A 17,218-nucleotide genomic window follows, 5' to 3' on the forward strand; every position below is an offset into this window, starting at 1 on the left:
GACCTGACATGCCCGCTGATACCCGATTTTCCCTGCTCAGACCTGTCTTTTGCGGGCCGGGCTTGCCGCCGTGCTCACCTGCCGCCTAGCGTGAGGGCCGCCGTGGTGCTCGGGAAACCGGTGGGAAACCGGTGCGGCCCTCGCCACTGTGATCGGTTAGTCGGTGCGTCGTCCGGTCCGCTCGCGCGGGCCGGGGTCACGGAATCTCGGTTCCGGAAGACCAGACACGCCGGTGTTCGACCCGTCAGCCAGGAGACCGGCCACGGCACCAACGAACCCCGTCCACGAGGTGCTGGAGAGGCCGCCCTAGATGTCCCTGCCCGAAAACCCGGTCCCGAGAACGCTTCCCGCCCTGCGTTGGGAGCGCCGCGACTGGCTCCGCACCGGCGGACTGCTCGCCGTCATCGCCGTGATGCACATAGTGGCGTTCGGCATTCTGTTCGCGCTGGTGCTGCCCCAGCACTACACCGTCGGCACCCAGGTGTTCGGGGTCGGGCTGGGTGTCACCGCCTACACCCTGGGCATGCGGCACGCCTTCGACGCCGACCACATCGCCGCCATCGACAACACCACCCGCAAGCTCATGGCCGACGGCAAACGCCCGGTGTCCGTGGGCTTCTGGTTCGCGCTCGGCCATTCCACCGTGGTGGTGCTGCTGGCCGCCGGGATCGCGGCCGGGGCCCGGGTGGCCACCACGCTGGTCGACGACGACTCCAGTGCGCGAAAGGATCTGGGCCTGGTCGCCACGCTCAGTTCCGGCACCTTCCTGTATCTGATCGCCGCGCTGAATCTGGTGGCACTGGCCGGAATCTGGCGGGTGTTCAAGGCCATGCGGGCCGGACAGTTCGACGAGCACGAGCTCGAACGGCACCTGGACAATCGCGGTTTCATCAATCGGATCCTGGGACGGTTGACCCGCTCCATCACGCGACCCGGGCAGATGTATCCGATCGGCCTGCTGTTCGGCATCGGCTTCGACACCGCCACCGAGGTGACGCTCATGGTGATGGCCGGGTCCGGCGCGGCCGCGGGCCTGCCCTGGTACGCCATCGTCTGCCTGCCGCTGCTGTTCGCCTCGGGCATGAGCCTGTTCGACACCCTCGACGGCACCTTCATGAATTTCGCCTACCACTGGGCGTTCTCGAACCCGGTGCGCAAGGTGTACTACAACCTGACCATCACCGGGCTCTCCATCGCGGTGGCCTTCCTGATCGGCACCATCGAATTGGTCGGCATCGTCCACGACAAGCTCGATCTCACCGATCCGATCACCGCCTGGATCGCCGGAATCGACCTGAACAATGTGGGATTCGTGATCGTCGGCCTGTTCGTGGCGGTGTGGGCGATCGCGCTGGCCTACTGGCGGCTGGCGAAGGTCGAGTCGCGCTGGTCCTTGACGGCCGAAAGGCCGTAGAGCACAGGGATGATCGGGGCGGTCTCGGGCAGCCGCCACCAGCCGTTGTCGGTGCGGACCATACCCGGCCAGCGCGGCCACGGGAGCGTCTCGGTCTCGGTGAGGCCGGTGATGCGCAGGCCCGCGGCCAGCAGGGCATTGATCACCTCGCCCAGGCCGTGCCGCCATTCGTAGGCGGTGGTGTCGGTGGTGAGGTCCGGGCCGTCGGTGTAGGTGTGGACGCTGTCGCGGCGCTGGGCACCCCGGCCTTCGAGGTAATCGTCGTGCAGCACAAGGCGATTCGGGTCCTCGCCCGGCGCCGGGGTGGGGCCGAGGGCGTGCAGCAGTGGATGGAATTCGACCAGGTAGAACAGCCCGCCGGGCCGCAGGAGATCGGCGATCACGCGGGCCCAGCGGTCCAGGTCCGGCAGGTAGCAGAGCGCGCCCTTGCCGGTGTAGACGATGTCGAAGCCCCTGCCGGTCAAGGACTCTCGCGCGTCGTAGACGTCCGCGCACACGTATTCGACGGTGTCCCCGGCCAATTCGCGGGCATGCCGCACCGACTCCGGCGAGAAGTCGAGACCGACCGTACGGGCCCCGCGCCGCGCGAATTCGATTGTCTCCGTGCCGAGATGGCATTGCAGGTGCAGCACATCGCGATCGCGCACCTCGCCGAGGGCATCCCATTCGAACGGCGCGAACCAATAGCCCGAATCATGGTCCCGATAGAAACTGCTGGCGGCGTGAATGCCCGCGCGGGCATCCCAATTGCGACGGTTCACCGACAGGGGATCGATGCTCACGCCGCCATGCTAGGTCGTCAGAACAGGGACTGGGCGTCGGCCGCGATGAAGAAGCCGTGACCGTCCACCGAGCAGCGCACCCCACTCTGCATGGATTCGCAGATCACCCCGCGCACACCGATGGTCTGACCGTATTCGAGGACCTTGCCGCCACCCTCGTGATTGCCCGGCGCGGTCGAGCCGTCGGTGGGCGGGCCGACGTAGACACCCTGGTTGAGGCAGACGAATTCGGCGGTCCCCTCCCGCACCTGCGCGGCCACCTCGTGGGCGGGGTTGTTGGCACACGACAGCCCGGCCGGAATCACGGTGGCGTTCTTCAGCTGACAGCCCACGGTGTGGATATTGTCCACGTAGATGCCACATTTGATGTTCTTGCTGGGCGACTGGAAGTAGTAGTGACCCTGCGACTCGAAGTCACGGGCGTCCACATTCACGTCGTCGCGGTTCGGGAGGGTCGGCGTCGACTTGGCGGCCGTGGTTCCCGGCGCGGAGCCCGGGGCCGAGGTCGCCACCGGTCCGGACGGGGTCGCCTGGACGGTGGACGCGGGCGCACCGGAGGTACCGGTGTCGGGGTCACAACCGGCCAGCGCTCCGACCATCAGGAGGGCGGCGGCCGCGGTGAGGAGCTTCTTCATGATCACTTCGCTTTCGGTCGTCGAACATGGTCGGTGGCGCGCCTGGCAGATCATTGGCAATTCATTTCCCCCACAGAAACATTCGTTCGAATCGCGATTGTCGTTAGTTGCACTAATAGCCCCAGATTCGAGGGGCTTGACGGTCTAGGCTGTCTGCCATGACGCCGCTGCAGCGCTATATCGCAGAGGAAATCGCCACCGACCACGCCGAAGGCCTGCTCAGCCGCCGGGAGGCACTGCGACGGCTGGGACTGCTCGGCATGGGCACACCCGCCGCGGTGGCCCTGCTCGCCGCGTGCGCGGAATCCTCGAAGCCATCCTCCCCCACCACCCCCGCCACGGGCACGACCGCGTCCGGCGCGCCCGCCGCGCCGCCGGGCACCGCGACGGCCGTCAAGCCGACCGCCATCACCCTGCCCGGCCCCGAGGGCCGCACCCTGCAGGCGGCCTGGGCGGAGGCCGCGCAGCCCAAGGGCGGCGTGCTGGTGATCCACGAGAACAAGGGCCTCACCGACCACATCCGTTCCGTGACAGGCCGTTTCGCGGGCGTCGGCTATTCGGCGCTGGCGGTGGATCTGCTCTCCGAGGAAGGCGGCACCGCCTCCTTCACCGACGAGGCCGCCGCCACCGCGGCGCTGAGCAAGATCCCGCAGGATCGCTTCGTCGCCGATCTGCGCGCCGGGCTGACCGAGCTCGGTAGGCGAGTTCCGGGAAAGAAGCTGGGCGCCACCGGTTTCTGCTTCGGCGGCGGCCTGACCTGGTTGCTGCTCACCTCCGGCACGCCCGAACTGGCCGCGGCCACGCCCTTCTACGGCCCCTTCCCCGACGGCGGTCAGTTCACCGGCTCCAAGGCCGCGGTCCTCGCCGTCTACGGCGCGTTGGACAGCCGCGTCGACGCCTCCCGCCCGGCCGCGGAGGCCGCCCTGGACAAGGCGGGCCTGCCCCACGAGAGCTATGTCGCCGACAATGCCGACCACGCCTTCTTCAATGACACCGGCGCCCGCTACCAGCCCACCGCCGCCGCGGAAGCCTGGCGTCGCGTCCTCGACTGGTACGGCCGCTACCTCGCCTGATCGCCCCTGATGTTTGGATGGGCGGGTGGAGTTGCGTCAACTGCGGTATTTCGTGACGGTCGCCGAGGAGTTGCATTTCGGGCGGGCGGCCGAGCGTTTACACATCGCGCAACCCGCCGTGAGTCAGCAGGTGCAGCGGCTGGAACGGGATCTGGGGGTGCAGTTGTTGGACCGGTCGCCGCGGCGCGTGCGGTTGACCGAGGCCGGATTGCGGTTTCTGCCCGCGGCGCGCACCGTGCTGGCAGCGGCGGATCAGGCGCGGGCGACGGTCGCCGAACTCGCGGGCGGACGGGCCGAGGTGTTCCGGCTGGGGACGGTGACCGGGCTCGGCGAGCGACTGGACGCGGTGCTCGACGCCTTCGCGGACAAGGCACCGCAGGTGCAGGTGGAATTGGTGGCGCTGCCGGTGCGGGAACGGCTGGCGCAGGTGGCCGACGGACGGCTGGATGCCGCGTTCGTGCGGTCGCCGGAACCCGAGGAGAGCCCGGAGCTGGATTTCCTGCCCGCCTGGGATGATCCCCTGGTGGTGGCGCTGCCCGCCAAACACGCACTGGCGAAACAGGATTCGGTGCAGCTGACCGATCTGGCCACCGTGCCGCTGCGGCTGACCGAGCGACGCAATCATCCGGCGCTGGTGGATCTGGTGCTGAACGCCTGTGCCCGTGCGGGATTCGAGCCGGTGCCCGCCCCGACCTCGACCACACTGCAGGACACCCTCGCGGCCATCGGCGCGGGCTCACCCATGTGGACCGTCGTCTACGAGTCGAATGCCCGGCAGGTCCACAACTCCCGGGTGGCGTTCCGCCCGTTCGCGGACGCGGGCATGAGTCTGCCCATCGCGCTGGCGGTGCGCGCGGACGCCGCCTCGCCGAATCTGCGCCTGCTCGGCGCGCTGCTCGCGAATTTCACACGATAAGGATCGCTTATCGCTGCGCTAGCGACCTGGCCATTGGTCGGGGCGCGGAATTCCGGTGAACTGTTCTCAGGCCGCCGAACGGATCGGAACTCGGAGGAAGAACTCCGAGATGGCCTGCACACCAACCTTTTTCGTGAAGGAGAACAGTCATGCCCATCGTCACCGTGCAGCAGGGTCCCCGCACCGTCGAGCTGAAGCGCGACCTGGTTCGCCGCATTACCGACGCCTTCGTCGACGCCTACCAGATCCCGGCCGAGGCCGTGCAGGTCTGGATCCACGAGACCCCCGCCGACAGCTGGGGCACCGCGGGCCGCCTGACCGCCGACGGCAAGTAGCCGGAGCCCGTCGGTCCGCCGCGGCCGCTCGACCCGGGTCCCCGACCCGCCACCGAGTCGCCCGCGGCGCGCCGTCCCGCCCCGGCGCATTCCACACGTTCACTCCCCCAAGGACTTTCCATGCCCATAGCCGTCTTCGCGCTGGCCCTGTGCGCCTTCGCCATTGGACTCACCGAATTCGTGGTCGCGGGGCTCCTGCCCAATATCGCGACCGACCTGCACGCCTCGATTCCGGCCGCGGGCCTGCTGGTCTCCGGCTACGCCCTCGGCGTGGTCATCGGCGCGCCGCTGCTCACCGCCCTCACCGGCACGGTCGAACGCCGCCGTCTGCTGACCGGACTCATGACCTTGTTCCTGTTCGGCAGCGTGGTCTCGGCGCTGGCCCCGGGGTACGGCGTGCTCATGCTGGGCCGCATCCTCGCGGCCCTGGCCCACGGCGCGTTCATGGGCGTGGGCATCGTGGCCGCCGGTGAACTGGTACCCGCCGACAAGCGCGGGCGGGCACTGTCCCTCGTGATCAGCGGCGCGACGCTGGCCACCGTGCTGGGCGTGCCGTTCGGCACCCTGATCGGGCAGCAACTCGGCTGGCGGGCCACCTTCTGGATCGTGGCCGTCTGCGCCGCCGTCGGCCTGGCCGGAGTGGCCACGCTGGTGCCGCGCGCCGAACGCGCCGCGCAGGGCGACCTGCGCACCGAGTTCACCACCCTGCGCCAGCCGCAGGTGCTGCTGGTTCTGCTGATCACCGTGCTGGGCTTCGGCGGCGTCATGACCTCCTACACCTTCATCGCCGAAATGGCCACGCGGGTCACCGGTTTCGCCAGCGGCTCGGTCATCTGGATCACCATGCTGTTCGGCCTGGGCACCGTGGTCGGCAATCTGGCGAGCGGCCGATTCACCGACCGCTACCCGCGCGCGGCCGTACCCGTGGCGCTGGGACTGCTGGCGCTGGTGTTGGCCGTGCTCACCCTCGCCATCCACGACAAGGCCGCCACCTGCGTGACCGTATTCCTCTTCGGTGCTGCCGCTTTCGGCACCCTCGCCCCGCTGCAGATGCGCGTCATGGCCAAGGCGCAGGCCGCGCCCACCCTCGCCTCGGCGACCAATGTGGCGGCGTTCAACCTGGCCAATACGGTCGGACCGCTGCTGGGTGGCGCACTGCTCAATGCCGGATTCGGTTACCCCACGCTGAATCTCGCGGGTGCGCTGGTGACCGCCACCGGTTTGACAGTCGCCCTTCGTAGCCTGGCCGCCGAGCGCCCCCGAACCATCCCGGCCGAACCGGCCCTCATCACGGCCTGACCCCCGACCACACCTTTACGAGAACGGTTGAATCCCATGCCTTTCGCACCCGTCACCCTCACCAACGGCCCCAGCACCGTCGAATACCTCGTCACCGGCAGCGGTCCGGGCGTGGTCCTGGTGCACGGCACCTTCGCCAATGCCGAGGCCAACTGGGCCGAGCTCATGGCGGAACTGGGCGAGCGCTACACGGTCGTCGCCCCCAACTACGCCGGATCCGGTGCCACCGCGGCCCCGGACACGGTGACCGTCGACGATCTGGCCGCCCAGGTCCTGGCCGCCGCCGACCACGCGGGACTGACGAGCTTCCACCTCGCCGGGCACTCGCTGGGCGCGGTCGCGGCGGCCGCGCTGGCCGCCCGGCACCCCGAGCGCGTGAATTCGCTTGTCCTGCATGCCCCCTGGGCGGCCACCGGGATCCGCGCCGCCGCCCAGTTCGAGCTGTGGCAGCACCTGCTGCGCACCGATCCCGCCGCACTCGCCCGACTGCTGCCCCTGACGGTGCTGAAGCCGGAGACCGTGGCGTCGTGGAGCGCGGCCGATTTCGAGGACACCGTCGCCGCCTTCGCCGGTCTCCTCGCGCCGAGCCACGCCGTGCAGGTGGCCGCCGACCGCGACGCCGATATTCGAGACCTGCTCCCGCGCATCACCTCTGCCACACTGGTGCTCGCCAGCGCCCAGGATCAGATCGTCCCGATCGCCGAGCAACGTGAGGTCGCCCATGCCATTCCCGCCGCCGAATACCTCGAGTTCGACGCCGGTCACGCCCTGCCGCTCGAGGACGGCCCGGCCTTCGCCAAGGCCATCACCGAGTTCTTCGACCGCCACACCGACGCCTGAGCGCTCCGGCGAATCCCTCGCGACCGACACCTCCCGGCCCGGACCGACCATCCGGTTCCGCGAGGTGTCGGAGCCGTTCCAACCTGGTATCGAACCAGCATGTTCGCAGGTAGAGGCCGATTTCAGAGGTACAACGACAGCATGAGCGAGCAAGTCGGCAGCGCTGCCGTACCGGCACCGGCGGGACGTTCGGTGGAATTCTGGGGCTACTGCATGTGGGGCCTCGCGGGGCTGGCAATCGCGGTGTCCGAACTCGCGTCGGTCTTCCGACTGGCGAGCTGGCCGACCATCTCCAATACCATCGGGCACCTCGAGACCCAGCACGACTGGGTGCGGCTGATCGTGGTCGCGGTGATCGTGCTGCTGGCCTACTACGCGGTCCCCCAGCTGACCACCCCGCCCGCGCCGGTCGTGCAGTCGGTGGCCGGTCGCACGCTCACCGCGAACGGTCGTGTCACCAAGGGAGATTCACCGGTCACCCTGCTGGGCGCGGGCTACCTGGTGGCCGCCATCGGTACCTACATCTTCGGCGTGCTGTTCGCGGCGGCCGACCGCGGCATGCACCCGAATTCCTATCTGGGCGCGTACGTCCTCTACGGTCTGATCGCCCTCATGTGGGTGATCGTCCCCAGCATCCTGGCCATGTTCTTCAGCCGAGATGTCCCGTTCCCCACCCTGTTTCGCACGATCGGCTATCTGGAGCGGCGCGCCCACCCGGTGGCCGCCATCCTGCTCGCCGGACTGGTCGTCCTACTGATTCACCTGGCCTTCTACCCCTGGCCGGTGGTCGCGAACTGACCCTATTTGCGTCCGCGTAGCACCAGGAAGGCCGCGTAGGCCGCCCCCGCGACACCGACCACTACGACCACACCGATGGTTGTCAGGATTGCGTCCACCCTTGCGATTCTAGGCTTTTCGGCGAGATCCGGCGGCGTGGTCAGCGCGGGTGATGGGGGCGGCGGCGAATCGTCAGCGCGTCGGCGACCGACAGCAGCAGTGTCGTGGTGTCGTCGGTGTGCGCCCACCACCGATGCCGCACACCGGCCGTGCAGTAGAAGGTGTCCCCCGTCCCGAGCACGTGCTCCTCACCCCCGGCCACCACCGTGATCGCGCCCCGCACCACATAGATCAATTCGTCATTGGCGTGGGCGAATTCGCGGTCGCCGTGTGCCGAGCCGCCGGTGAATTCCAAGGCCCGCAGATCACGGTCGCCGTGCACGAGCGAGCGGACCGATCCGTCGGCCGCCTCGGCCTGCGGCAGCCGGGTGTCCTCGTCGGCGCGCACCACGGGCGAGCTCGGCGCGTCGTCGGCCTCGGACAGCAACTCGGTCGCGTTGACGCCCAAGGCATCCGCGATGCGCTGCAACGACCGCAGGCTGGAACTGCTGCGCCCGTTCTCGAATTGGCTCAGGAACGACTGCGACAACCCGGTCGACTCGGCCAGCCGCGCCAGCGTCAGCCCGGCGGCCAGGCGCCGGGCATGCACGACCCGGCCGAGCCGCCGCCAGCGTCCGTGTTCGATATCCACTCCATGCCCTTCGGTCCGCCTCGAGCCGCCCTTTCGGTTTGCCTCGAGCCGATCGGAAATCTTCACCCCGAGAACAATCTACTGAATATTCAGTAAGTCTGAATATTTGGAGGAACCGTGGAGCAGAACACCCTCAAGCGCCGGGGCATCGGACTCATCGACAGCGATCCCGACCTGGCCTTCCCGGGCTACACCCTGTACGCACCGCTGGCCGGGAACGGCGTCGTCGACCTGGTCGATCTCGCGGGCGAGCGCGTGCACCGCTGGCAGTTGCCCTACCGTCCCGGCCGTCACGCCCGGCTGCTGCCCGGCGGCACCCTCGCCTACAACGGATCCACCCTGGCCGCGGGCGTGCTGTTCCCCATGTGGCGCAAGTACAGCGGCGGTTCCATGGGCAAGTACGCGCCCGACGGCACCCTGCTCGCCGAACACCGCGACGACCTGCAACACCACGACGCCCACCACTACGACGACGGCCGCATCCTCTACACCGCGGTCGAACCGCTGACGGGCGCGGCCGCGGCGCGCATTCGCGGCGGCGTGCCCGGCACCGAGGCGGACGGCACGGTGTGGGCCGATGTCATTCGCGAGGTCGACGCGGACGGCACCCTGCTGTGGGAGTGGCAGGCCGCGGCCCACCTCGATCCCGCCGATCACGTACTGCAGCCGCATTATTGGCGCGAGCACTGGCCGCTCATCAACAGCGTGCACCCGCTCGACGAACACACCGTGGTGGCCAGCCTGCGCAGCGTGTCGGCGGTGATCCTGATCGACCGCCGCACCGGCCGCGCCACCACCCTCACCGACCGTTCGACCGTGGCGCAGCAGCATCACGTCACCCCGGTCGGCGACGGCCGCGTGCTGCTCTTCGACAATGGCACCTTCCGCACCGGCGAGTCGGTGACCTACAGCCGAGTCCTCGAAATCGACCTGGCGACAGGCGAACTCGCGTGGACCTACCAGGATTCCCCGCGCGAGGCGTTCTTCACCCCGTACATGGGCGGCGCGCAGCGGCTGGCGAATGGCAACACCCTCATCACCGAGGCGGCGTTCGGGCGCATCTTCGAGGTGACGCCGGATCGGCGGATCTGCTGGGAGTACGTGGTCCCGTCGTTCACCGAATACCCCGACGCCGGGACCGCCGAGACGTTCCCGGGCGTCTCGAACGCGATCTTCCGCGCCTACCGCTACGCCCCCGCGGAGATCCCCTGGCTGTAGTGGGTCCCGGCGCGGCGCGCATGACCGATCGGGTGAACAGGCGTATGCAGGAGGCATGGGTCGCCATCCGCAGCGGACGCCGTTCTATGGGGTGTTGATGCTGATCGGGGTCATGCTCTCCGGGCTCTGGGTCCGGGACTGGCCCTGGTTGTGGCTGCGGGCGATCGGATTCATCGGTTTGTTCGTCATCGCGTTCGTCGGGTTCATCATGACGTTTCGCGATCTCTCATGACGCAAATATTGCATACATAGCGATTCATGCATATGGTGGTCCGGGCACTACCGAAGGAGGGTCATGGGCGGACACGAGCATGCACACGGACACGATCACGCCGGGCATTCGCACGGCGCGACCGCGGACAGCGACAAGCGCTGGCTGGCGGGCGCGCTCGCGGTCATCGTGGCGTTCCTGCTCGGTGAGGTCGTGGTCGGTCTCATCGCCGGATCGCTGGCCCTGCTCTCCGATGCCGCGCACATGCTCACCGACGCGGCCTCGATCGTGCTGGCGCTGTGGGCGATTCGGCTGGCCGCCAAGCCCGCCGAGGGCCGCATGACCTACGGCTGGAAGCGCGCCGAGATCCTCTCCGCCCAGGCCAATGGCCTGACCCTGCTGGGCCTGGCGGCCTGGCTCACCTACGAGGCGATTCGCCGCCTCATCGATCCGCCCGAGGTGACCGGTGGGCTGGTGCTGGCCACCGCCCTCCTCGGCATCGCGGTGAACGTGCTGGCCAGCTGGATGATCTCGCGCGCCAACCGGACCAGCCTCAATGTCGAGGGCGCGTACCAGCACATCCTCAACGACCTGTTCGCCTTCATCGCGACGGCCGTGGCCGGTCTGATCATCATGCTCACCGGCTTCGCCCGCGCGGACGGCATCGCGACGCTGATCGTGGTGGTCCTCATGGTCAAGGCGGGCATCGGACTGGTGCGCGCCTCGGGCCGCATCTTCCTCGAGGCCGCGCCCGCCTACCTCGACCCGATCGAGATCGGCCGGGAGATGGCCCACGTGGACTCGGTGGTCGAGGTCCACGACCTGCACATCTGGGAGATCACCTCCGGCGTCCCGTCACTGTCGGCGCACATCCTGGTCGCCCCGGGGGCCGACAGCCAATCCGTGCGCGCCGCCGTGGCCCACATGCTGGCCGAGCGGCACCACATCGATCACGCCGTCCTCCAGGTCGACTTCACCGATCACGAGGAATGCCCGCCCGACGACCACGACCACGAGCCGCACTGCGCCGAACCCCACGGCCCGGTGCACCGCAAAACCATTGCCACGAACTGAGTTCGGGCGCGCTCAGACGGCGAGCGCGTGCCGTTCGGCGAGGCGGGCCAGCGCCGCCGCGGCCGGGGAATCCGGCGCGGCGGTGTAGAGCACCAGCAGTTGGTCGGGATCACCTGGGAGAACCAGGGTTTCGTAGCCGAGTTCCAGGCGGCCCACTTCGGGATGCTGAATCAGCTTGGCCCCGAAGGTTTTCTCCTTGACCGGGTGGGCCGCCCAGTGGCGGCGGAAGTCGGGGCTGCGGGCGGAGAGTTCTGCGACCAGGGCCGCGATTTTCGGGTCGTCGGGGTGCAGGCCCGCGTCGCGGCGGAGGTAGGCGACGGTTTCACCCGCGACGGTTTCCCAGTCGGGGTAGAAGGTCGGGGCCGCGGGCTCGAGGAAGAGATAGCGGGCCTGGTTGCGTTCCGCGGCGGGTACCCGGGAGAAGCCGGAGACCAAGTCGCCCATGGCATTCCAGGCCAGTACATCCATGCGGCGACCCAGGATGAAGGCCGGAGCGGTGAGGGCGTCGAGAATCAGACGGGCACCCGGCCGAATGGTGTCGGTGTAGACCCCCGAGGCCGTGGTCGGGCGGGCGTCGACCGTTCCGGTGGGGCGGGCCAGGGCGTAGAGGTGCAGGCGCTCCGAATCGGTCAGGCGCAGGGCGCGGGCGACGGCGTCGAGCACCGCGTCCGAAACGTGTTTGCCGCGACCCTGTTCCAGGCGGATGTAGTAGTCGACGCTGACACCCGCCAGTTGCGCCACCTCCTCGCGGCGCAACCCGGGGACGCGGCGGCGGCCGTATTCGCGCAGACCGGCCTCGGCGGGCTGGATGCGGGAGCGGCGGGAGCGCAGGAAATCGCCCAGGTCGTTCGGCATGGTTTCCAGCCTACGAATCGATCCTGGTACTGGCAGACCCAGGAACACCTTCACCCTCGTTGACCCGCTTGCGCGCTCGCAAGATGAGTGCACACCAGCGAGAGCGAAGGAACAAGAAATGAGCTACGAGAACCTGACCGGTCGGACCGCCGTCATCGCCGGAGCCGCCAGCGGCATGGGCGAGGCCACCGCGCTGCTGCTGGCCCGCAATGGGGCCAAGGTGGCGCTGCTGGCGCGGCGCGCCGATCGGCTGGAGACCCTGGCCGCCAAGATCGAGGCCGAGGGCGGCACCGCGCTGGCGGTGGCGGTGGACGTCACCGATTCGGCGAGCGTCACCGCCGCGGCCGAGGCCGTGCACGCCGCGTTCGGGCCCGTCGATCTGGTGGTGAACTCGGCGGGCGTCATGCTGCCCAACCCCATTGCCGACGGCCGCGAGGACGAGTGGACCCGCATGCTGGAGACCAATGTCGCGGGGCGGCTGCGCATGATCCGCGCCTTCCTGCCCGACCTGCTGGCGGCGGGCGAGGCGGGCCGCGCCGCCGATCTGGTGAACATCTCCTCCATCGGCGCGCACGTGCCCTTCCCCAGCTACGCGGTGTACGGGGCGACGCAGGCCGCGATCACCCAGCTGTCCAACGGGTTGCGGAGCGAACTGGGCGCGCGCAAGGTGCGGGTCACCAATATCGAACCCGGTCTGACCGACACCGAACTGGGCAATCACATCGACAATGCCGAACTGAGCGGGCAATTGGACGGCATGTTCCAGGTCATGGAGTCGCTGCGCGCCGACGATATCGCCGATCTCATCGCCTACACCACCAGCCGCCCGGCCCATGTGAACCTGCGCCAGGTCATCGTGCTGCCCACCCAGCAGGCGTAATCGGTTCTCGGGGGCGTGATCACCGCCTGCGTAGGGTGGGATCATGCGGGTGGGACGAGGGCTACCGGGACTGTTGGCATTCGCGCTGCTGATCGCGGTGGTGGTGGCCACCGCGTGGGCACAACAGCCGCACGGGTACCGGGACTCGGACGCACCGGCGGATGTGTTCAGTGCGGCAAGGGCATTCACCACGATCGACGCCATCGCCCGGCAGCCGCACCCGGTCGGGACCGCCGAACACGACAGGGTCCGGGACCAGCTCGCGGACCAGCTGCGAAACCTCGGTGCGCAGACCGAGATTCGCACGGGCGTCGGGCGATTTCCCGTCGGGCTGCTCGACGACAATCCCAATATCGGCCTGGTCCACAATATTGTCGGCCGCTTCCCGGGCACGGACTCCACCGGCACCGTTTACCTTGTCGCCCACTACGATTCGGTGCCGTCCGCCCCGGGCGCGAACGATGACGGGGCGGGTGTGGCGGCAGTCCTGGAATCGGTTCGGGCACTGCGCGCGAGCGGTACCAACCCATTGCGCAACGACCTGGTCGTCCTGCTCACCGACGGTGAGGAACCCGGGCTGCTCGGCGCGGAAGCCTTTGTGGCGTCCGGTGATTACGACCGGAACCACGGCGTGGTCATCAATCACGAGGCACGCGGCACCAGCGGACCGTCCCTGCTGTGGCGGCTCACCCGGCCGGAGGGCGGGCTGATCGCGGCGGTGGCGCGGGCGGTTCCGAATCCGAACACCGATTCGCTCAGCACCGCCATGGCGGGCGACGCCACCTCGAGCAACTCCGATTTCACGGCCTTCCGGCCGGGCGGGCTGCGGGTATTGGACTGGGCGTACACCGGTTCGAGCGCGTACTACCACAACCGGCTCGACGATCCGGCCCACGTGCATCTGCCCACGCTGCAACAACTCGGCCAGAACACCCTGGCTCAGATCCACGAATTCGGCAACGCCGATCTGCGTGACACCTCGGACGATTCGAATCCGGCGTTCTTCCCGCTCCCGTTCGGTCTGCTGGTCGTGGTGCCGGTCTGGGTGATCATCGCGCTGGCGGTGGTGCCGGTCCTCGCGGTGGCGTGGATGATCCGACAGGTGCGGTGCACCGGCGAGGCGAGCCTGCCGCGCCTCGCGCTCGCGGCCCTCACATCGATATTGGCGGTGCCGATCGCCATGATCGCCACGGCCGGGTGGTGGACGCTGATGCAGGCGATTCGACCGGACTACGCCACCGGACCGGTCGACCCCTACCGTCCCGGATTCTTCCAAGCCGCCGTGCTGTTCGTGTCCATCGCGCTGCTGCTGGCCTGGTATGTGTTCGCGCGCAGGGTTTTCGGACCCACCGCGGCACCGGTCGGACTCCTCACCGGCGTCGCGGTGATCGGCGCGGTGTTCGCCGCCGCCGCTCCCGCCGCCGCATCGCTGCTCGTCGTGCCGACCTGCGCCGCGGCCGTGGGCGTGGCGCTCGCGTTCGTGGTGCCGGAGCGTTGGCGACTGCCGCTGATCACCGTATTCCTGCTGCCCGCAGCCGTTTTCCTCGGTCTGGCCGCCTGGTCCGGCTTGCAATCCGGGCTCGCCACCGCGCCGTATCTGGCCGCGCCGGTCACCATGCTGCTGGGCGGACTGCTGCTGCTCGCACCGGCTCACTCCTGGCCGCCGCGCCGCGCCTGGTCGATCCCACTCACCGCGGTGTTGATCGTCTGCGCGTTGACCGCCGCCGGGCTGGCCGTCGACACCTATGACGATCAGCATCCGCGCCGAACCCAGTTGGACTACGCGCTCGACGCGGACAAGGGGGAAGCGCACTGGATTTCGGCGCTCGCACCCGACGACTGGACCCGCGCCTTCGTCACCACCACCGAACCGGATCCCAAGTACACCGGCCTGTCCGACCACGTGGTGTCGAGCGGACCGGCTCCGGTGCAGCAGCTCGCCGCCCCGCACGCCGAAATACTCTCCGACATCACCGATTCCGGTCGGCGCACCCTGCGCCTGCGGCTGACCTCACCGCGCGGCGCGCCCCGCATCGATCTGCGCTGGGACACCGATCTCGGCGCGCTGCGGGTCGCGGGACGTGCGATCACGCCGGTGCCCGCCACGGGTTTCCACTTCTACGCGCTCCCGGCCGAGGGCATCGAGGTGGAGCTGGTGGCCCCGGCCGGTCCGCTCACGCTGCGGCTGGCCGACTACTCCTGGCTACCGGACTCGCACCTCGACGCCCTTCCGACACTGCCGAACGACCGCTACTACCGTCAGGACAGCGACGCGGCCGTATTCAGCACGCTCGCACTGCCGTAACCGACGAGCTGACCGATCGGCACCGATCCGAGTCGGCCGTGATGGTCCAGCTCACCGTCGCCGCGCCAGCAGCCCAGTTCGCCGGTGCGGAACATTCGCTCGCCGGGGCGGCCGTAGGGATCGGCGACGAATCGGCCGCCGGTGAGTCCGGACCGGTGATGGTAGCCGCGCGCCAATCCCGCTCCGGCCACATAGATCTCACCGACCACCCCGGGCGGCAGCGGATTCATCTTCTCGTCCAGCACATAGCAGCGCCCACCGACCACCGGGCCGCCGATGGACACCGCGGCATGCTGCGCCGCCGCGCCCAGGGGTCGGCTCATGGTGGCGCACATGCCCGCCTCGGCCCAGCCGTACCCGGTCACGAACGACCGTCCGGCCGACCAGATTCCGGTCAGCTTGGGCGGGCAGGGCGCGCCCGTGGTGGCGAGCAGTCGCAACTGCGGCAGCGGCTCGGCACCGGGCAGGGTGGCGAGAATGTGCGGGGTCAGCACGGCATGGGTGACCGCGGCGTCGGCCATGAGCTCGTAGAGATCCGCGCCCGCGTAGGGTCCGGCCGGGGCCAGCACCAGGGCCGCCCCGGAAGCCAAGGCCAGCAAGAGTTCCCACACCGCGGTGTCGCGGCCCGGCGCGGCCGCGGCCAGCACCCGGGCGTCCGGATCGGTATCGCAGCGTTGAGCCTGGGTGACCACCAGATTGGCGAGTCCGGCGTGGGTGATGGTCGCGCCGCGCACGATCCCGCTCGACGCCTGCGGGTAGACGACGTACGCCGGATGCTGCAGCCGCAGCGGCCGCACCCGCTCGGCATCGGTGACCGGCGTCGCCAGCGGGAGCGAGAACACCCCGCCCGTACCCGGCGCGCTCTCACCGCTGGTCCGGGCGAGCGGCGCGTGCGCGCCCTCGGCCACCAGTTCGCGGGCTCGCGCGTCCAGCACCGCCGGATCGTCGCCGCCGTCGACCCCGTATCGATCCAGGGGTACGACCGGATCCACGGCCATCCAGCCCAAACCGCCCAATACCGGCAGTTGGTCGCGTCGGTAGTCGGTCGTAATCCCGGCGACCGCACCGGAATCCGCGAGGATCGGCGCGATGCGGGCGGGCGGCGTATCCGGGTCGACGGACAGGAAGGCGGCCCCGGCGTGCGCGACCGCGCACACTGCCACCACCCAGGCCGGGGAGCGCGGCAACGCGACGGCCACCACGTCCTCCGGGCCGATGCCCGCGCCGATCAGTCTGCGCGCCAAGCTGTTCGCATGCTCGGACAGCTCACGGTAGGTGAGGGTGAGGTACCCGCAGACCACGGCCGGGGCCTCCGGATCGTAGGACGCGGCGCGGCTGAGCAGCTGGGGTAGCGTCAGCGCGACGGCCGTGCTGGTGTCGTTCCATTGGCGTAGCTGTCGCTGCCAATCGAACGTGGAGTCGCCGGTGCGGGCGGACTCGGCGGTGCGGCCGTCGAATGCCGGTGTGCTTTCGCAAACATCCGGAGAATCGGCGAGCATTGTCCCTCCCGAGGGTCGAGACCTGCGGATTGCGCCGGAGCGCGGCGGTTTCGCGCTCCGACTGCGGACAGTACAGCACCGGAGCAGCAAGTCCGGCGCTATTCCGGCGTGCCGCGAGCAGTCGATCATCAGGCGTTATGTGGACATGCGATCAAACCGCGCGACACCCACGAGATCGGCCCGATGCGGGTTCACATCGGGCCGATTCTGTCCGCCGGACCGGGCAGTGGCCGGACGGTTCCCGGGGCAGGTGTTCCGGGATCGGGGTCGGAGAGGGATCCGACCCCGAAAACCTACGGTAGCCAAGCCATTCCCCGAGCGGTATCGGTTACTTGTCCTAACTTCTGGGACGCC

The 17,218-nt window shown here is 69.2% G+C and carries 17 protein-coding genes and 1 riboswitch; of the genes, 12 read left to right on the forward strand and 5 right to left on the reverse strand.

Translation table 11 applies throughout. The features are described from left to right. Window positions 1-86 precede the first annotated feature (86 nt). Window positions 87-279, forward strand: a riboswitch (cobalamin riboswitch). Window positions 280-310: 31 nt separating this feature from the next. After that, window positions 311-1,414, forward strand: a complete 1,104-nt coding sequence (locus tag VMT40_RS02355) for a HoxN/HupN/NixA family nickel/cobalt transporter (RefSeq protein WP_326356322.1) — start codon at window positions 311-313, stop codon at window positions 1,412-1,414. Here the strand turns inward: VMT40_RS02355 and VMT40_RS02360 are convergent. Beyond that, a complete protein-coding gene (locus VMT40_RS02360) occupies window positions 1,357-2,196 on the reverse strand; it encodes a class I SAM-dependent methyltransferase (RefSeq protein WP_326356323.1) in 840 nt (279 codons plus the stop codon). The two genes, VMT40_RS02355 and VMT40_RS02360, sit on opposite strands and share 58 nt — an antisense overlap. A 17-nt stretch (window positions 2,197-2,213) precedes the next feature. Then, a complete protein-coding gene (locus VMT40_RS02365) occupies window positions 2,214-2,831 on the reverse strand; it encodes a hypothetical protein (protein ID WP_326356324.1) in 618 nt (205 codons plus the stop codon). Between the two features lie 158 nt (window positions 2,832-2,989). Here VMT40_RS02365 and VMT40_RS02370 point away from each other — a divergent pair, with 158 nt between their 5' ends. The 6 genes from VMT40_RS02370 to VMT40_RS02395 all read left to right on the forward strand — a co-directional run bounded on the left by VMT40_RS02370 (window position 2,990) and on the right by VMT40_RS02395 (window position 8,092). Continuing rightward, window positions 2,990-3,904 (forward strand): dienelactone hydrolase family protein, encoded by a 915-nt coding sequence (locus tag VMT40_RS02370; protein WP_326356325.1) that lies wholly within the window; start codon window positions 2,990-2,992, stop codon window positions 3,902-3,904. A gap of 25 nt (window positions 3,905-3,929) precedes the next feature. Continuing rightward, window positions 3,930-4,820, forward strand: a complete 891-nt coding sequence (locus VMT40_RS02375; protein WP_326356326.1) for a LysR substrate-binding domain-containing protein — start codon at window positions 3,930-3,932, stop codon at window positions 4,818-4,820. Between the two features lie 149 nt (window positions 4,821-4,969). Next, window positions 4,970-5,155, forward strand: a complete 186-nt coding sequence (dmpI, locus tag VMT40_RS02380; protein ID WP_036545806.1) for a 4-oxalocrotonate tautomerase DmpI — start codon at window positions 4,970-4,972, stop codon at window positions 5,153-5,155. A 120-nt stretch (window positions 5,156-5,275) separates the two neighbouring features. Continuing rightward, entirely contained in the window at window positions 5,276-6,454 is a 1,179-nt protein-coding gene (locus VMT40_RS02385) for an MFS transporter (protein WP_326356327.1), read from the forward strand. A 36-nt stretch (window positions 6,455-6,490) separates the two neighbouring features. After that, complete coding sequence (locus VMT40_RS02390; protein ID WP_326356328.1) at window positions 6,491-7,294, forward strand: alpha/beta fold hydrolase; 804 nt, start codon at window positions 6,491-6,493, stop codon at window positions 7,292-7,294. A 141-nt stretch (window positions 7,295-7,435) separates the two neighbouring features. Further along, entirely contained in the window at window positions 7,436-8,092 is a 657-nt protein-coding gene (locus VMT40_RS02395) for a hypothetical protein (RefSeq protein ID WP_326356329.1), read from the forward strand. Window positions 8,093-8,231: 139 nt separating this feature from the next. On the opposite strand, the gene VMT40_RS02400 is transcribed toward VMT40_RS02395, so the two are convergent. After that, window positions 8,232-8,822 (reverse strand): helix-turn-helix domain-containing protein, encoded by a 591-nt coding sequence (locus VMT40_RS02400; RefSeq protein WP_326356330.1) that lies wholly within the window; start codon window positions 8,820-8,822, stop codon window positions 8,232-8,234. A 117-nt stretch (window positions 8,823-8,939) separates the two neighbouring features. Here VMT40_RS02400 and VMT40_RS02405 point away from each other — a divergent pair, with 117 nt between their 5' ends. From VMT40_RS02405 to VMT40_RS02415, 3 genes are all read left to right on the forward strand, one after another. Continuing rightward, a complete protein-coding gene (locus VMT40_RS02405) occupies window positions 8,940-10,040 on the forward strand; it encodes an aryl-sulfate sulfotransferase (protein WP_326356331.1) in 1,101 nt (366 codons plus the stop codon). 55 nt (window positions 10,041-10,095) lie between these two features. Continuing rightward, the gene (locus VMT40_RS02410) at window positions 10,096-10,272 is read left to right on the forward strand and encodes a hypothetical protein (RefSeq protein ID WP_326356332.1); all 177 of its coding nucleotides are present in this window, start codon (window positions 10,096-10,098) and stop codon (window positions 10,270-10,272) included. 63 nt (window positions 10,273-10,335) lie between these two features. Next, a complete protein-coding gene (locus tag VMT40_RS02415; RefSeq protein ID WP_326356333.1) occupies window positions 10,336-11,325 on the forward strand; it encodes a cation diffusion facilitator family transporter in 990 nt (329 codons plus the stop codon). Window positions 11,326-11,337: 12 nt separating this feature from the next. On the opposite strand, the gene VMT40_RS02420 is transcribed toward VMT40_RS02415, so the two are convergent. Continuing rightward, window positions 11,338-12,180, reverse strand: coding sequence for a helix-turn-helix transcriptional regulator (locus tag VMT40_RS02420; protein ID WP_326356334.1), 843 nt, complete (start codon window positions 12,178-12,180; stop codon window positions 11,338-11,340). A 118-nt stretch (window positions 12,181-12,298) separates the two neighbouring features. Between VMT40_RS02420 and VMT40_RS02425 the strand changes: the two genes are divergently transcribed. Beyond that, a complete protein-coding gene (locus VMT40_RS02425) occupies window positions 12,299-13,060 on the forward strand; it encodes an SDR family oxidoreductase (protein WP_326356335.1) in 762 nt (253 codons plus the stop codon). 43 nt (window positions 13,061-13,103) lie between these two features. Further along, window positions 13,104-15,365 carry a M20/M25/M40 family metallo-hydrolase gene (locus tag VMT40_RS02430; protein ID WP_326356336.1) on the forward strand — a complete coding sequence of 754 codons (2,262 nt, stop codon included), beginning with the start codon at window positions 13,104-13,106 and terminating at the stop codon, window positions 15,363-15,365. Here the strand turns inward: VMT40_RS02430 and VMT40_RS02435 are convergent. Next, the gene (locus tag VMT40_RS02435) at window positions 15,320-16,864 is read right to left on the reverse strand and encodes an AMP-binding protein (RefSeq protein ID WP_326356337.1); all 1,545 of its coding nucleotides are present in this window, start codon (window positions 16,862-16,864) and stop codon (window positions 15,320-15,322) included. The genes VMT40_RS02430 and VMT40_RS02435 overlap by 46 nt on opposite strands. Between the last annotated feature and the right edge of the window lie 354 nt (window positions 16,865-17,218).

Source organism: Nocardia sp. CDC160 (assembly GCF_035818795.1).
Classification (GTDB): domain Bacteria; phylum Actinomycetota; class Actinomycetes; order Mycobacteriales; family Mycobacteriaceae; genus Nocardia.

Excerpts from the sequence above, each read along its gene's own strand:
- VMT40_RS02355 (WP_326356322.1), top strand. The coding sequence starts at position 311 with ATGTCCCTGCCCGAAAACCCGGTCCCGAGAACGCTTCCCGCCCTGCGT.
- VMT40_RS02365 (WP_326356324.1), bottom strand. The coding sequence starts at position 2,831 with ATGAAGAAGCTCCTCACCGCGGCCGCCGCCCTCCTGATGGTCGGAGCG.
- VMT40_RS02370 (WP_326356325.1), top strand. The coding sequence starts at position 2,990 with ATGACGCCGCTGCAGCGCTATATCGCAGAGGAAATCGCCACCGACCAC.
- dmpI (WP_036545806.1), top strand. The coding sequence starts at position 4,970 with ATGCCCATCGTCACCGTGCAGCAGGGTCCCCGCACCGTCGAGCTGAAG.
- VMT40_RS02385 (WP_326356327.1), top strand. The coding sequence starts at position 5,276 with ATGCCCATAGCCGTCTTCGCGCTGGCCCTGTGCGCCTTCGCCATTGGA.
- VMT40_RS02390 (WP_326356328.1), top strand. The coding sequence starts at position 6,491 with ATGCCTTTCGCACCCGTCACCCTCACCAACGGCCCCAGCACCGTCGAA.
- VMT40_RS02395 (WP_326356329.1), top strand. The coding sequence starts at position 7,436 with ATGAGCGAGCAAGTCGGCAGCGCTGCCGTACCGGCACCGGCGGGACGT.
- VMT40_RS02410 (WP_326356332.1), top strand. The coding sequence starts at position 10,096 with ATGGGTCGCCATCCGCAGCGGACGCCGTTCTATGGGGTGTTGATGCTG.
- VMT40_RS02415 (WP_326356333.1), top strand. The coding sequence starts at position 10,336 with ATGGGCGGACACGAGCATGCACACGGACACGATCACGCCGGGCATTCG.
- VMT40_RS02420 (WP_326356334.1), bottom strand. The coding sequence starts at position 12,180 with ATGCCGAACGACCTGGGCGATTTCCTGCGCTCCCGCCGCTCCCGCATC.
- VMT40_RS02425 (WP_326356335.1), top strand. The coding sequence starts at position 12,299 with ATGAGCTACGAGAACCTGACCGGTCGGACCGCCGTCATCGCCGGAGCC.
- VMT40_RS02430 (WP_326356336.1), top strand. The coding sequence starts at position 13,104 with ATGCGGGTGGGACGAGGGCTACCGGGACTGTTGGCATTCGCGCTGCTG.
- VMT40_RS02435 (WP_326356337.1), bottom strand. The coding sequence starts at position 16,864 with ATGCTCGCCGATTCTCCGGATGTTTGCGAAAGCACACCGGCATTCGAC.